Annotated in this window: 15 protein-coding genes; 8 read left to right on the forward strand and 7 right to left on the reverse strand. The window is 35.6% G+C overall.

All coding sequences use genetic code 11. The features are described from left to right. Positions 1 to 534 precede the first annotated feature (534 nt). The 6 genes from D0817_RS23035 to mobA all read right to left on the reverse strand — a co-directional run bounded on the left by D0817_RS23035 (position 535) and on the right by mobA (position 5,300). Complete coding sequence (locus D0817_RS23035) at positions 535 to 1,545, reverse strand: NAD(P)/FAD-dependent oxidoreductase (RefSeq protein WP_127340697.1); 1,011 nt, start codon at positions 1,543 to 1,545, stop codon at positions 535 to 537. Then, positions 1,532 to 1,753: a putative antibiotic biosynthesis monooxygenase gene (locus D0817_RS26645; protein ID WP_127340698.1), complete on the reverse strand. Its 222-nt coding sequence runs from the start codon at positions 1,751 to 1,753 to the stop codon at positions 1,532 to 1,534. Before D0817_RS26645 ends, D0817_RS23035 begins: the two co-directional genes overlap by 14 nt. Positions 1,754 to 1,762: 9 nt before the next feature. After that, a complete protein-coding gene (locus D0817_RS23045; RefSeq protein ID WP_127340699.1) occupies positions 1,763 to 2,359 on the reverse strand; it encodes a short chain dehydrogenase in 597 nt (198 codons plus the stop codon). A gap of 80 nt (positions 2,360 to 2,439) precedes the next feature. After that, positions 2,440 to 3,291 (reverse strand): AraC family transcriptional regulator, encoded by an 852-nt coding sequence (locus D0817_RS23050; protein WP_127340700.1) that lies wholly within the window; start codon positions 3,289 to 3,291, stop codon positions 2,440 to 2,442. Between the two features lie 283 nt (positions 3,292 to 3,574). After that, positions 3,575 to 4,861, reverse strand: coding sequence for a conjugal transfer protein MobB (mobB, locus tag D0817_RS23055; RefSeq protein WP_127340701.1), 1,287 nt, complete (start codon positions 4,859 to 4,861; stop codon positions 3,575 to 3,577). Positions 4,862 to 4,865: 4 nt separating this feature from the next. Beyond that, a complete protein-coding gene (gene mobA / locus D0817_RS23060; RefSeq protein ID WP_127340702.1) occupies positions 4,866 to 5,300 on the reverse strand; it encodes a conjugal transfer protein MobA in 435 nt (144 codons plus the stop codon). 697 nt (positions 5,301 to 5,997) lie between these two features. Between mobA and D0817_RS23065 the strand changes: the two genes are divergently transcribed. From D0817_RS23065 to D0817_RS23090, 5 genes are all read left to right on the forward strand, one after another. Continuing rightward, complete coding sequence (locus tag D0817_RS23065) at positions 5,998 to 6,765, forward strand: ParA family protein (protein WP_127340703.1); 768 nt, start codon at positions 5,998 to 6,000, stop codon at positions 6,763 to 6,765. A gap of 11 nt (positions 6,766 to 6,776) precedes the next feature. Beyond that, complete coding sequence (locus D0817_RS23070; RefSeq protein ID WP_127340704.1) at positions 6,777 to 7,181, forward strand: DUF3408 domain-containing protein; 405 nt, start codon at positions 6,777 to 6,779, stop codon at positions 7,179 to 7,181. 3 nt (positions 7,182 to 7,184) lie between these two features. Beyond that, on the forward strand, positions 7,185 to 7,820 hold the full coding sequence (locus D0817_RS23075; protein WP_127340705.1) for a conjugal transfer protein TraD: 636 nt from the start codon (positions 7,185 to 7,187) through the stop codon (positions 7,818 to 7,820). Between the two features lie 34 nt (positions 7,821 to 7,854). Next, complete coding sequence (locus D0817_RS23080; protein ID WP_127340706.1) at positions 7,855 to 8,706, forward strand: hypothetical protein; 852 nt, start codon at positions 7,855 to 7,857, stop codon at positions 8,704 to 8,706. A gap of 270 nt (positions 8,707 to 8,976) precedes the next feature. Next, the gene (locus tag D0817_RS23090) at positions 8,977 to 9,309 is read left to right on the forward strand and encodes a hypothetical protein (protein ID WP_127340707.1); all 333 of its coding nucleotides are present in this window, start codon (positions 8,977 to 8,979) and stop codon (positions 9,307 to 9,309) included. 77 nt (positions 9,310 to 9,386) lie between these two features. On the opposite strand, the gene D0817_RS23095 is transcribed toward D0817_RS23090, so the two are convergent. Next, the gene (locus D0817_RS23095; RefSeq protein WP_127340708.1) at positions 9,387 to 10,457 is read right to left on the reverse strand and encodes a substrate-binding domain-containing protein; all 1,071 of its coding nucleotides are present in this window, start codon (positions 10,455 to 10,457) and stop codon (positions 9,387 to 9,389) included. A 372-nt stretch (positions 10,458 to 10,829) separates the two neighbouring features. Here D0817_RS23095 and D0817_RS23100 point away from each other — a divergent pair, with 372 nt between their 5' ends. The 3 genes from D0817_RS23100 to D0817_RS23110 all read left to right on the forward strand — a co-directional run bounded on the left by D0817_RS23100 (position 10,830) and on the right by D0817_RS23110 (position 15,953). Continuing rightward, the gene (locus tag D0817_RS23100) at positions 10,830 to 12,368 is read left to right on the forward strand and encodes a beta-galactosidase (protein WP_127340709.1); all 1,539 of its coding nucleotides are present in this window, start codon (positions 10,830 to 10,832) and stop codon (positions 12,366 to 12,368) included. Between the two features lie 30 nt (positions 12,369 to 12,398). Continuing rightward, a complete protein-coding gene (locus D0817_RS23105; protein ID WP_127340710.1) occupies positions 12,399 to 14,204 on the forward strand; it encodes an endo-1,4-beta-xylanase in 1,806 nt (601 codons plus the stop codon). Positions 14,205 to 14,297: 93 nt separating this feature from the next. Beyond that, positions 14,298 to 15,953 (forward strand): T9SS type A sorting domain-containing protein, encoded by a 1,656-nt coding sequence (locus tag D0817_RS23110; RefSeq protein WP_127340711.1) that lies wholly within the window; start codon positions 14,298 to 14,300, stop codon positions 15,951 to 15,953. Positions 15,954 to 15,960 lie beyond the last annotated feature (7 nt).

Here is a 15,960-nt window from a genome sequence, read left to right on the forward strand (position 1 = left end):
TTTTAATACTTAATTCACCACAAAACCTGGTGGTCAATTTGCTCCGGAATTAGGTGGTCAGTTTGCTCCGGAACGGGTGGTCAATTTACTCCGGAATTAGGTGGTCAAATTGACCGGTTTTTCCAGAATGCTCACTGCTCGCATAAAAGCCATTATCTTAGCTAGTCCTCTTAAATCATCTTCTCCCTCTATTATTTTGATTTTTTAATGTTCGGGCGTGAATGTATTAGGTGTAAGCTTTACTATGCAAAAATATGGACTTTTGGAGTCCAAAGGAAGTCATTGGCTCTATATTATAACCGAAAAGGTGATTTACAACCAATCACCTTTTAAGTATTTGCTATTAGATACGCAAAATTAAAGCAACTGAATATCCTTCAAAATTAGGATTAAAGTATCAAATGTGTCGCTTTATTTTTGCAGTACAATATTTGATTTTCTTGTTTTAATGGCAGACCATTTTTTGTTTGTTTAACCGTCGTTAGAGCAAAACTATTTTAACCCTCTATGTTTGTCAGTTAGTAAATTCGTTGCTTAAAAACTTTCCTCAACCAGTTCCTTATTCACTGTCATTCCTGTTGTTGTTCCCATTGCTATGGCAATGGCAATAGTTCTCATCCGTGTTACATTATCACCGCAAGCAAACACTCCATTTGTAGTTGCTTTTTGAAAAGTATCTACTTTTAAGTGTCCCTCTTCGGTTAGTTCACAGCCCAATTGTTCTGATATAGAACAGTTTTGTTCGAAAGGGAGTCGTGTATATATGGCTTTAATACTTGTTTTTGAGCCGTCTTTGAAGATGATTTGTTTGAGGTATCCGTTTATATGTTCCAGCGCTTCAATTTCTTTTTCTATTATTTTAATGTGTTTTTGTTCAAGTAAAGATGTTTGTTCAATAGTTAGCGTTGATGCTCCGTTTGTAAAAAGCGTCAAATCTTTCGTCCAGTTTGATATAAGTTTAGAAAACTCAAATCCGTATTCGCCATTGCCCAAAATACCCGTTTTTTCATTTTTTACTTCATAACCGTGGCAATATGGACAATGCAAAACAGAAATGCCCCAACATTCAGAAAACCCACCAATACTAGGCATCATATCTTTAACTCCTGTGGCAAAAACCAATTTACTAGTCGAAAATACAACACCAGTTTCGGTTTCAATTTCAAAATTATTTTTAGTTTTTAATCCCTTTATTGCGTAGCCCTCAAAAAATGTAATTGTATTATAGGCCAATACTTGTTGCTTTGCAAGTGATGAAATTTCTTTTGGTGTTTTGCCATCTTGTGTTAAAAAATTATGCGAATGCGGCGTTTGCCAGTTGCAAGGTTTTCCGCTATCGATGATAAGTACTTTTCTTACTGCTCTGCCGAGCGCCATTGCGGTGGCAAGTCCAGCATAACTGCCTCCTATAATAATTACGTCAAAGTGTTTTTTTTCGGTCATTTCTTTATGTTCTATAAATGGATTAAAACTTAATGGTACTGCAAATGCTGTTGCCAAAATTCCGCCTTGTTTAATAAAAGTTCTTCTGTCAAGGTTTTTCATTTGCTGAAATCTTTTTTAGTAGCAGATGTACCAGTGGCAATCCTACAAATATCATCCAAGGCACTAATATTAATGTTAGGATTAATGTTCGCAAGTACAATGGAACTGCTGACAAATAACTACCAAACAAAGCATAAAAGAGTGTTATGGAAGGATAAATTACTATCCAAATTTTGATAGACTGAATAATTTTGGTTTTAGTATTCATAGTATTTTTTTATGGTTTAATAATTTGTCCTGTTATGGCTCCAAACAAACTTTTCTTAAAGCCAAATTCCAGTTGTTTCATCGTTGTTGGAATTTCTCCAGGGAAATATGGAAAATAATGAGGTGAATTTTCAATTACTGTTGGGCTCACGGCATTGATGCGGATAGCATTTTGCAGCTCAATTGATGCGCCCCTTACAAAACCTTCTACTGCTCCATTTACGGCAGATGCGTTGGCAAAATTAATTTGTGGTTCGTGGGCTAACGCACCTGTGATAAGTGTAAATGAACCTTTTGGATTGATGTAACGCTGGCCAATTAGCACCAAATTGATTTGTCCCATCATTTTTCCTTCTATTCCGGTTCTGAATGTTTGATCTGTTAGGTTTTTCCAAGGGCCTACAAATGTTGGTCCTGCGGTAGAAATCAAAGCATCAAAAGCGCCAATTTTTTCAAACATTTCTTCTATTGATTGGGGTGATGTTGTATTAACTTGTTCATCGGTTGAAGAACGGCTTGCCCTAATTATTTCGTGATTTTCTTTTTCTAACACATTGGCTAAATACTGCCCCATTGTGCCTGATGCACCAACAATTACTATTTTCATTTTTTTTCATTTTTAATTCTTTACAAAATTAACTTATGATAAAGCTTGGTTGATAGGACGAAAGTTTAATGGTGCAGGACTTATTTAAAGTTCTTACGAAATACTTCGGGTGAAAAGTGGGTGTATTTTTTAAAAAAACGAATAAAGTAGGATGGGTCTTCAAAACCTAAATCTAAAGCGATTTGATTTACCTGATTGCTAGTAGCTAATAGGTTTCTTTTTGTTTCCAATATAATTTGCTCATTGATGAGTTGCGAGCAGGTTTTGCCAATAATTTCTTTGGTTATTTTGTTTAGCTGAAATGTAGTAAGGTGCATCATTTCGGCATATTGTGTCACTTGTTTATGGGTTACAATATGTTTTTGTAATAGTTCTAATAACTCTTCCAATTGCTCTTGGGAATATTTACTGCCATCATTTGTAATTTCTTTCGGGTTTTTGCTTTGCCTTGCCAATTCAATAAAAAGTATTTCAAGACTTGCTTTGATAGCTTCCTTGTAGCGGTCTTTTTTTTGGGTATATTCTTCAAATATGAATGATAATTGAGAACTGAATTTTCTAAAATTTTCAACAGAAAGCGAGCAGTAATTTTTATTACTCACTTTTCGTAAAACAAAATTAACAGTTTCTTCTTTTGGAGCATAAAATTCACGGTTAAACTGGATTAAATACCCTTCGCTACCTTGTTGTAAGGTAAGTTGATGCACTTGCCCTGGTCGCATAAAAAAAACCGAATAGTCGTCAACAGGATAATTGGTAAAATCAATACTATGTTCGCCCTTTCCTTTTTCCAAAAACAAAACCAAAAAGAAGTTGTGCCTGTGCAATTCCTGCACCATATCTTTTTCAGAAAGCAAAGTACCGATGTTACGGATACTAAAACCTGCTGAAAATTCAGGCTCCTTAATTTGTCTTACATTAATTTTAATCATTTAATTATCTGTTGCTATTTTGTAGTGTTTGTATGGTCTGCTGGCAGGTTTAGCACAAATATTATATTAAAAGCACAAATGTTAAATTTAGCACTTCTATCCAACTGATTTAACAGAAACCCAGTGGCAATTTATAAAAAAGACATTAGAATTTAGATGATAGAAAGCGAAAATTTAATTTAGAAATTTTATTAGGGTTTAATGGACAGCTTTTAGCGCAGGTTACAGGAAATACTTAAATACTTTTACAACACATCTTGTTCTTTAATATTTAAAGTGATTACTATTGACCTCTTTTACGTTTCCGTTTCCTCGTCATCTTATTGGCAAAATCCTGTTCCTCGTAATCTTCGCCTTGTATTTCGGGAAACAATCCACCAAATGCTTCAATTAAACCGTCTCCGTGTTTTTCGGTATTTAAAAAATCGAATAAATGATGAGGTTTTTCCGCAGGTAAATCTTCCGTTTCATTTGGTTTAAATAATTTGATTTGTGGCTCATCAGCTTCTTTTATTTCGGGTTTGATGTTATGGTTCCAATAATCATTAAAAACATTGGCAGAAATTTCCTTTCCCAAACCGGAACCGTTCCAAATCGTTTTGGAGTTGTGGTCAATAAAAGTAATCCCGTAAATTCGTGCTGTATCATTTCGTCGTATTACTACATTAATACCCTGTTCTGCCAACTGTTTTTTAAAATTCAATTCATCAGATGTTGATTGCAAGGCAATGGTAACGGCTGATTTTAATGTCAGTTTTGTTGGATGGTCTTTTAATGTGGCTTTACATTTCTCAAAATGTAATTCTAACGCTGGAAGTCCTGCATTTTTCCCAAACAAAGATGCCTTAAAAGGATGGCTGGTTTTCTCTCCTTTTTCATTCAGAGCAAAGTACAATAATCCTCGCTGAGGTTTACCGCTCAATTCGCCCTCTACTTTTTCTGTGATAATATTGAATAGAGAAAGTAAAGCGTTATATTCTCCCAAAGTCTGAAATCGGTAATAGTTTGGTAAATATCTAATAACAGAACTTATCTGACTTTTCACATCTCCTGTTTTGTAATCTACTGGATTGAAAATTTTGTCGTTTTGTTGTTGCTTTTTTTCTGTTGCCACTATTAATCCGTATTTGGTTTCGAGTTCACGGCATACGTTCATGGATCTTCTTTTCTCAAATTTATCCGAAATCTTTTTGCCTTCCTCGTCCACACAAACCGAAACAATATGAATATGTGTTCGGTCAATATCGGTATGTTTGAATACTATAAAAGGCTGTTCGCCATAACTCATATCACGCATAAACTGCTCCGCCATTTCCCTAAATTTTACATCACTTACCTTATCTTTCGGGTCGGGATTGAGTGATATGTGCAATGTATGTTTTTCGGTATTTCGATTTGCGATGAGATAAGGAGCAAAAGATTGGCTTAATTGTGTCACAGAATAATGCCCACTTGATGTTTCAATAATTTTATTGGCAAACAAAATCTGTCCGTTTTCATTCTCCACTTTGAGCTGATTGTATGCCAATGCACCATATAAATTACTGCTTCTTCCAATTTTAGCTATCATTTCATCACTTTTTTTTCAAATATTTTTGTTCAAATTCTTCGGTAAGTTGAATTATTTTTTGACATAATACCGCCATTTCTGCCGTCTTTTTTTCTAACTTATAAAGAAAAGCGGAGGCTTTTTTCTCCGAGAAATTGCGATACAATAGCTTCACAATCTGATTATAATTAACTCCAACTGAACGGAATTGGCTATGAAATGAAGTCAACCGCATATAGAAATCAACTGTTCCTTTGTCTATTTTAACCGTTTTTATCTCCTTTCCGAACAATTGCGAAATGATAAATTTTGCTTTGTTGTTCATGCCAGATGCTTCAAAAAGTGATAATAGTTGCGCATTTTCTTCATCCGTCAGACGAAAAACATGGCGGTGGATGCTCGGATCGATTTTGGGTGTCCGTCCACCTTTATGCTGTTTTTTGTTATTGTTTTCATTCATCACAAATCCATTTTAATGTTCTACAAAAACCTGACTTCGGAAGGTGTTTTCCAGCCCCTGCAAGGGCAAGTTGTTTTGAGGCACGAACTCAGTTTCGAGTGCCTCAAAACACAACTTGCCGTGTTCTGATGAACACAAAAATCCGCCCTTCGGGACGGATTAAATGTAGCAGGGAAAAACGGCTCGATGCCGTTCTGCTTAGTGTACATTTTGTCAAGATGCTTTGCATAAATCCGTTAGTAAAATTCATTTTACAAAGTAAAGACCTGTTGATAAGAGTATTGCATTGTGATACTCGGACAAACCCTGCCTCTGAGTACCAAACACCGCCAGACATTAATCAATAGCCAATTCAATCGCTTTATTTGCCTTATAGTTTTAATGCAGGTTATAAAAAATGTGTTCAGGTAAATAAGAAAAGCGTATTTGAGCACAGATATTTTGGAATAAAAGTATAAGGTTTTAAAAGCATAAAACTTTAAAAATGTAAAAGCATAAAAGCGGTAAAGCAATTTACCCGTTGCAAGATTTACCGTTTCCTAAAAAGGATTACCCACCAACCGGTAATGAAAGCAAACAACAATCAAGAAAATTTCCAAAAAGGGAATACAGGCATACGGGAAATAGGTACAGTTCAAATACACCAATATTCAAACCTGCCAAACAAATAAAATGTGTAACAATAAATATTTAAATAATGGAAACAAAAAAGAAAACTTTAAAAATCAGTTTTTCAACGCCTAAAGGCGGTGTTGGAAAATCTACTATGACTGCACTACTTTCAAGTGTATTGCATTATCGTTTAGGATTTAATGTACTTGTAATTGATTGTGATTTTCCACAACACAGCTTAGCTAATATGAGAGAAAGGGATTTGAAAACGATTATGCAGAATGATTACCATAAAAGAATTGCAATGAAGTTGTATCAAAGCATCAATAAAAAGGCGTATCCCATTATAAGTTGCAAAGCAGAGGATGCCTTGTCAAAAGCTTTGGAATACGTAAATAAATCTGTAATAGAACCTGATATAACTTTTTTTGACCTTCCCGGCACAGCCAATACAAAAGGTGTGCTTACTACCTTAAGAACGATGGATTTTATTTTCTCTCCAATCAGTGCTGACCGTTTGGTTATGGAAAGTACGTTGAGCTTTACTAAAGCATTCCTTAGTTTACCCGAAACGGCTGAGAGTAATAAGGATCAAAAAATGTGGATGTTTTGGAATCAGGTAGATGGTCGGGAAAAGACAGGAATATACGAGGCTTATCAAAGTGTTATTAATGAGCTTGATTTATCTGTAATGACATCACAAATCATGGATAGTAAGCGTTTTAGGAAAGAAACGGATGACACACTGAATAGTGTATTTCGGTCAAGTTTGCTACCTGCCGAACCACAGCTTATGAAAGTAACTAGAATGGATTTGTTTGTCGAGGAATTTTTAAAAATTGTCAATCTCTAAAATAGTTAAGGATGTCCACAGATAAGAGAAGAAAAGACTTCGATAAGCCTGTTGTTGATGAAGAATTGATTATGAATATTATGAGTGGTAATCATTCTTCTACTGTACCCGAAGCTAATCAACAACAGGAAATACAGAAGGAAACAAAACCAAAAGAAAAACCCCGCAATAATTCCTCAAAGAAGGTGGATTATGAGGAGGTATTTCTAGTCAATCGGTTTCCATCAGGTCGTAACGGAAAGGTCGTTTACATACGTCCCGAATACCACGAAAGGTTACTCCGCATTGTGCAGTTAACCAGGGAAGAAAAGACAACACTTTACTCATACATTGACAACATTCTTGAGCATCACTTTAGGGAGTTTGGGGATGATATTACTGATTATTTCAATGAACGTTTTAAACCCATTTTATAAGCTATGGAAACAGTAATTGTGATATGCCTTCTGATTATTATTGCTCTGCTTGTGGAGGATAAAATCGTCATTAAAAGAAGGTCAGTACAAAAGACAACACCGGAAAAAGTCAATCCAAATCTGCCCGATATTATGGGACAACCGAAGCCTGTAAGAAGCCAATCAGTGCCAAATACTGCCACTGAACGCCAAATAACGGAACAGGAGATAAACCCAGATAATTTAGACATAGAATACGACGAAAATGAAAACGTAGGTATTCAAGTTCCGCAGGAAGAACTGGACGAAGTTTTCAGTAATATGCCTGATTTTGAAGAAGAGGAAGAAGAATGGAACAGGTACGGAATATCTGGTGTGGATACCGGTTTTGCCCAAGGGGTTACCTTTGAAGAACTAAGCTCCGTGGGGATGTTGCTACAAAAAGAAAAATTGGAGCCGTCTCAAAAGGAAACAGCGATTGATATAGTTCAAAGAATACAGGGAACCGAATTATTTAGCCTGCTGGAAAATTCTATGGAAGGTGCCTCCCGTAAAATAGCCGAGCTATTGGACAGTAGCCTTTCTTCTGAAACAGAAACCAGTTCTTCCTCTTTGCGGAATAATGATTTGAATGATTTTGACATTGGAGAGTTTCTATAGACTTTCCTTTGTCTTTTTATAAAAGATGAACATTATGAAAAGAGAATTACCCGAAATTAAAATTGAGGGAACACAATACGAGTTCGACATAAACCAAATGGCATTACTCGAAAAAGAAAGGCCTGAATGGAGACTGTTGCTGGAGGATATGAAAGATTGCGGTACTCATTATGAATTTGTATATAATAGAAATTCCAAACGTCTTGACGAAACAAAGACGAGCTATGGAATAAATGCATCTGATATAGCAAATGAAATCTTTACAACTGTCAAAATACCCCAAATTTCCAAAATGGATCCATTGGGTATGTGCAAAAAGTACAACTGCTCACTTGATGATATTCGCCAAAAGACCGACTTTGAAATAATGGTGGATCAGAAAGCTTTTGATTTACGTATAAAGGGACTGCTACCCACTATAGAAATTGCAGGGCATACTTTCTATGTTGATTTACGAATGGACAAGCTAAGACCTAAAGACGATTTCCTTTCACAAGGCATTGCATTTTCAGATATCGAAAGCTACTATGACGGAGATAAAAGAACATATACCATTCCCTATAATCCAAAAACACACCAATTTCAGGAACCTGATTATCTTACCATAGCTGGATTTCCTAAGGATTTAATAGCCGTTGAATTTCCATCTGAAAGATTATTGGACAGGATAGGTTGGAATCTGAGGTATGGATTGGACATTAAGCACGGATTGGTAAAACAAGGATTAAAATTGCAGTTTATAGCAAAAAATGTTCCGTGGAAAGAAACATTTCTTTTGAATTTAATTAAAAGCAACCTTCAAGCAGAAAAGATGATAAAAAAAACTACCGAAAAACAACAGCCAATCCAGCCAAAACAAAATAATCAAAAAGGTCGCAAAATGTAAATCGAAAATGCTAGACATTAAAACGGCTAAAGTTTGACATTTTTTTATACCCAATTTCTGTTTAGAAAATAGAAGAACCCGAATTATTCAGCCTGCTATAAAATTCCATTGAGGGTGCTTCCCGTAAAATAGCTGAGCTTTTGAATAGCACCTTTTCATCTGTGAACGATACCAGTTCTTCCACTTTGCGGAATAATGATTTGAATGATTTTGACATTGGAGAGTTTGTCTGAAAAGGTAGTTTTCCATTGTTTTTAAAAATGGAATAGTATGGAAAGGGAATTACCTATTATAAATATCGAAAGAACGGATTTTCTTGTCGATGTTATTAAAGAAGAACTTAAGGAGAAAGCAAATATTCAAAATGTCGTAGGCATAAATAAAATGTATTACGTTGGCGATGGATACAGTTTTGATTATGATCCAAAGTTCAAAAATCATTTTGAACATCAATTTAGTAAGAGTTTCGGTGCCTTCCGAACAAAAGGGGAACTATTGGACGGCATCCTATCTTGTGAAACGGATAAAGGCTCTTCTATTTTGCGGAAAATAATTTGGGTTATTTTGATATTGGAGACTTTTTGTGAATTAGCTATAGTGTAGCTAACTGATATTTTAAGATTGATGCCTTATTTATTTATTAAGATTCATTTGATAGTTTCTTTTAATGATAGTAAGAATTATTTCAGCGATTTATTTTCTTCCTCAAAACTTGTTTCTTCATTGCTGGTAAGATTTTCAATTGTAATCACTTCGGCTGCAATATTGATAACTTCATCTGGCTGCTGAAAAGTTGCCAGATACCTGTAAAGGAGTTCAACTCCTCTATATCCCTGCTCGTAAGGTTTTTGATTAATTAGAAAGTCAATAACTCCAGCTTTTAAATATGGTACATTGCCCGTAACAAGGTCAAAGGCTAAAAATCGAACTTTTTGATCTTTGTTTAAAAGTTTAGCTACCATATGAGCTCTGGAGTTTGGAATAAATATTCCATCACTTTTAGTAAGAGCCATTAATTTCTCTGTTATTTTGGCAGTTAGTTGAGCATCGTTAATATTTATATTTATTAATTCTGTCTTTATTTTTTTATTGTCTTTGAAATAAGCTTTAAATCCATCTATTCTGCTAACTACATTTGGATTGATATTTTGTTCATTGAAGATATTGAAAATAAGATATTTAGCGGGATGTTCCTGTCCATAATTAATTAATCTACCGGCGAGTCTCCCACCTTGATTAGCGTCCTGCCCAAGATTTGACAATGCGCCATATTTGGTGTTGTTAGTTCCCAACAGTACAAATGGAATTTTTTTGGTTACACATTTTCTCAAAAACGCTTTAATCGAAGGATTTTGCGGCTGTGTGGTGATAATGGCACTATTTTTTTCAAGAAAAATCTTTTTTTCAACATCTTTGAAAGTGTCAATATTATTTTGATCATAGAAGTAATAACTTATCTGCAGTCCGAAGGGGAGATAATTTTTTCCCGCCATTTCGGTTGATTTAGCAATTGGCTCCCAATAATCTCCTGCCTTATGTTCAGGAAGTATGACCGCTACTTTCAGGCTTTTGCTCAACGCTAAGTTTCTAGCGTGCGTATTGGGAGTAAAATTATATTCTTTAATAATTTTCTCAATTTGTTTTTGCTTGTCCTCTGCCACATAGCCCCTTTTATTCACTACGCGGTCAACAGTCCCTCTGGACACATTTGCAATTTTTGCAATTTCATTAATTGTTAAATTTTTTTTCATAATAATCCCGCTAAGTTTTATTGACGTACCTGACAAAAGTAAATAGTTTCACATACCATTTATAATATTCTTCCAAAAATAAATAAAAATAGAAATATTTAAAGTTATCAACCAGATCAATAGTGATTCATCCGGTTTATCAATTTTTTGTATATTTTATTTACTTGATTCAATAGTAAGCTTTGTATTGTATATTTAAGTGTTTTTTATCTTCAAAATTATTAAAAGCAAATTTTATATAATTTTTTATTGCTATATTCAAAAAAATTTGGATATTTGCTACAAATATATATATTTTTACTTAATCTGTGCACGGGCACAGATTAAGTAAATTTCGAAAGCCTTTTATTTGTTGAATAAAATTATTGACCCATGATTTTTAAAATAACCACACTAGAAAAAGTTTTTTATCCTTATAGCAAATTTAAATTACTGTTAATTAGTCTTTTACTTACCGGACAATTTATGCGGAGCCAGAGTGAAAACAAAATAAATAACGCTAAGTTTGAACCTGCTATCCCGCTAATTGGAACAGTTGAATCTCGAAATGCCAGAGAAATAAAAGTTTCTAATTGGATTATCGGCTGTGAGACCCTTGACAGGGATATGACTGACTATCATCAGTACAAGGAATATTTAGGGCCGCTGGGGATCAAAAGATTAAGAATGCAGGCTGGCTGGGCAAAAACAGAAAAGCAAAAAGGAAAGTATGACTGGCAATGGCTGGATAAAATTGTGGATGATGCCACAAAACGCGGTTTAGAAATCTGGATGGAAACCTCTTATGGCAATCCAATATACGAAGGCGGAGGAGGTATCAATTTAAGTGCCGGGCTTCCCAATTCTGAAGAGGCACTTCTCGCATGGGACAAATGGGTCAAAGCTCTTGTTGTAAGATATAAGGATAAGATCAAGGAATGGGAAGTTTGGAATGAACCTAATTTTGGAGACAATAAAATAAATTCTCCTGAAAAAGTAGCCGAATTAAATATCCGCACTGCAGAAATAATAAAAAGCATTCAACCAAAGGCAATAATCTCAGGACTATCTCTGGGGCATATTGATCTGCAATATGCCGACCGCTTTTTTAAAGTACTTCATGATAAAAAAAAATTAGATCTTTTTGATAATATGACTTATCATGATTATGTATACAATCCTGATTCTAATTACGGGAATGTAGCTGCTTTACGCTCCGTTCTGGACAAATACGATCCTAAAATTAAATTACGGCAGGGAGAAAATGGAGCTCCATCCTTTGGAGGTGGCGGAAGAGGAGCATTGGGTGATTATGACTGGACAGAACTTTCTCAGGCCAAATGGAACACGCGAAGAATGTTGGGTAACCTTGGGCATGATATCCAGTGCAGTATTTTGGGAATTATTGATATGAACTATGGCTTGGCCGGAAGTCCTATAACAAAACTAAATGTAAAAGGTATTATTGAATCTGATGCAACAAGAAAAGCAGTGCGACCGAAAATGGCATATTATGCTATGCAGCATATAGCATCTATATTTGATGATTCCCTGCAGCGTTTAACAGACCTTCACCATACCTATAACATAAAAGGTGCTGAAAATGGAGAACACCGGTACAGTTATGGCACAGACCGGAGCCTATCAGTGTATGGTTATGAGCATAAAAATTCTAAAAAGCAGGTATTTACCATCTGGATGGATGAAAGTATTCCGCTCAATTCCAATACAGGCAGGCTCCAGGATTTTTCATTTTCAAATGCAAATTTTGAAAATCCGGTATATGTTGATATTTTATCTGGAAAAGTTTATACAATTCCAAATGATAAATGGAGTAAAAGCGGGAACACTTTTACCTTCAAAGATATTTTAATTTATGATTCACCTATTTTGATAATTGACAAAAGTCTTTTAAAAATAAAGACACCATAATTCATTCCTCTAATTTTATTTAATTAAATCATGAAATTCAAAAAACTATTTGTGCTGCTTCTGCTTGTTTATGCAGGAGCTAGTGCACAGAGAAGCTACAGCCTCACATCAGACATTGAAGCTTTAAAACCGATTAATATTTTTCCTGAAAATGCGCAAAGCGATTTTGTCTTTAGAGATGGCTCAACACCTGATAAAAAAGCGACTTTTGTGGGCACGACAGATAAAAACGACAATACAATTTTTACAGCAGAAGTTTTTGCAACAGCAAAATCACATTATGATGTCAATGTGAAATGGATTAGTAGCAAAGCTGTAAAAAAAGGCGATGTGATACTGGCCAGATTATCTATGAGAGCCCTATACGCCAGACAGGAATCTGGAGAGGCTGTAGTAAATTTTTATATGAACCGTAAAAACTATAGCGGGGACAAAAGTATTATTATCCAGCTTGGTGCAGGACCTGAATGGAAAGAATATAATATGCCATTTGTAGCGTTAACAGATATGCCTGCCGGAGAAGGTGAAATTTTTATTTCTCTGGGAGCACTTTCACAAAAGGTAGAAATAAAAGACTTAGTTGTTTTGAATTTCGAGAATAAGGTTTCTTTGGAAAAACTGCCTGTAACACGTTTTACCTATTTGGGACGTGAAGAGAAGGCTCCTTGGCGAACCCAAGCCTTAAAAAGAATTGAAGAAATTAGAACAGGGCCAATTGACATTCGTGTAACAGATTCGAAAGGAATAGCGGTCAAAGGGGCAAAAGTTGAGGTTAAAATGAAAACTTCAGATTTTATATGGGGAACAGCCGCTAATGAGGAGATTTTAGCCGAAGAACTGCCAGATTCTAAAAATTACAAGAAAAATATTTTAGAACTTTTTAATACAGCCGTAATAGAGAATGGCTTTAAAGGAGGGTCATGGAAACAAAATAAAAAGAAGCAACAGCAAACAATAGAAGCATTTGAATGGCTGGAGAAAAATAAATTCAGACAGCGTGGTCATAATTTAGTATGGCCAGCATGGAAATTTAATCCCGCAAATGTAAAAACGCTGGCGCAGAAAGATCCGAAGGCATTCGAAAAATACATTGAAGATGAAATACGCGAGAAAACTTCTTTCTTAAAAGGAAGAGTAATTGGGTGGGATGTTATAAATGAACTAATACATGAAAAAGAGTTTTTTGCTTACCTGCCAAAAGACATTGAGGCTAAATGGTTTCAGATTGCCAAATCGATAGATCCTCAGGCGCAAATGTTTATTAATGAATATGGGATGCTTAACAGCATCGCAAGCCCGAAAAATATCCAGGAATATTTACAACTAATCAGAGATTTGCGAGCTAAGGGAGCAACTATCGATGCAATAGGCATTCAGGGACATGTGGGAAGGCAGCCGCGAAATCCAGAGCAGGTAATCTCCGATCTTGAGTTATTCAGATCCACTGGACTTCCTGTTCAAATCACAGAATTTGATATTAATATGAAAGATGAAGAACTTCAGGCAGACTACACAAGAGATTTTTTAATTGCATGTTACGGCTCGTCTGTTGTGACGGGATTTACTATATGGGGTTTTTGGGAGCCTAGACACTGGAAACCGGATGCTGCTATGTTTAAAAAAGACTGGACACCAAAGCCTAATGCTCACATATGGCGTGAGCTGGTTACCAAGCAGTGGAAAACAAACTTCACACAGGAGTCTGACAGTGAAGGTGCTGTTCGTTCAAGAGGACATTTTGGACTTTATGAAATAACAGTAACAAAAGGAACAATAGTAACAAAAGTAATGCATCAATTTAATAAGGACAGCCAGAAATTAGAGATAAAATTATAGTAGCTGACAGTACTGGATCCCAAAGAATTGTAATGATTTTTTAGATAATAGGAATCGTTTTATACATTTAGAAATACTAAAAAATTAAAAAATATGAAAAGGGCTATCTTTATAAATTTGATTTTACTGCTGGCTGTTCTGACAACATCAGTTTCAGGTGCCAGGAATATTTATGTGGCTACAACCGGCAATGATTCCCCTAATGACGGTACAATTGACAAGCCTTACCTTACTATAAACAAAGCTGCACATGTTGCTGTGGCAGGAGATGTCGTGATTATAAAATCGGGCACTTATTCTCCAACACTTCAGATTGATCTTATAAATTCCGGTACATCTCTCCTCCCAATTACCTACAAAGCAGAGATTTCAGGGGAGGTAATCATAGATGGTTCAGTCTCTGTAACCCCTAACGTCTCAAACAGACGAGGACTAATTACTATTGCAGGGGCAAATGCCACAAATCTGAAAAGCTGGATTATTATTGACGGGCTGCGAATTATAAATTCGAAATGGGCAGGCATCATAGCCATTAACAGCTCTAATATTACCATAAAAAATTGCAGTACATTTAATACTGGAGCCTCAGGGATAATTGGTGCTACGTCATCAAATATCAAAGTATTAAACAATAAAGTTCAGCAGGCTTGTGTGTATCCAGATAAAGCAGCAGGTACAAATGAATGTATCACTATGGCAAGCGTGGAGACATTTGAGGTAGGATATAATACTGTTTCTGATCGCCCGACAGATCCATCTAACGGAGGAGAGGGAATTGATGCAAAAAATGCCAGCAGTAATGGAACTATCCACCATAATACGGTTTTTAATTTGTATCGTGTCGGTATTTATGTAGATGCCTATCAAAAAAATATTAATAATGTAGAGGTTTATGCCAACAAAGTTTATGATATAGGCGGCGGAGGAATTACTATCGCCAGCGAGGAAGGCGGCACTGCAAAAGGAGTGAAAGTTCACGATAATGTCATATATAATATAAAAAAAGTAGGAATTCGGATTGCCGGTTATCTTAACAACGGTCCATTGCAGGAGATTGATGTATATCAGAATACTATTGTAAACTGCGGTACAAGTGCAGGAAATTGGGAGAACTGCGGACTGTTGATTGAAGCCACAAATGCAGCAAATTACGGATTCAATATAAGAAACAACATAATCGCCGGATCACCTGTCCAAATAAGAGGCAACAACCAGACCTATCCGATTGTTATTGATAACAATATATTATTTGGAAGCACCTTGCTTTCAGGAACCAATGCAATTTTACTTGATCCTAAGTTTGTAGACGCTGCATCCAATGATTATAAATTAAAGGAAGGATCTCCCGCCATCAATAAAGTTGCAGGAGCGCCTTTGTCTATTAAGGATTTTAATGATTTGGCGAGGTCTTCAGGAAATCAGGGCGATCTTGGAGCCTTTGAATACAGCCCTAATCTGGGTACAGCAGATTTAATTCAAAAAGAGGCAAAAGATTTTAGGGTATATCCCAACCCGGTAAAGGAAACCATAAACATAGATATGCCGTTTGTTGACGCCCGTGAATATAAAGTAGCGTTGTATGATCTGCAGGGAAAGTTAATTTACAGCGAAGATGCTTCGGCTATTTTGCTATCAGGTACTGATTCATTTAGTATTAATAGCAATAAACTTAGCAGCGGGTTATATGTGCTAAAAATTGTTGATAAAAATGGTGAAATTTTTTCTGCCAAAATAGTTATTGAAAAATAATATGAAA

The sequence above is a fragment of the Flavobacterium cupreum genome (assembly GCF_003996965.1).
Taxonomy (GTDB): domain Bacteria; phylum Bacteroidota; class Bacteroidia; order Flavobacteriales; family Flavobacteriaceae; genus Flavobacterium; species Flavobacterium cupreum.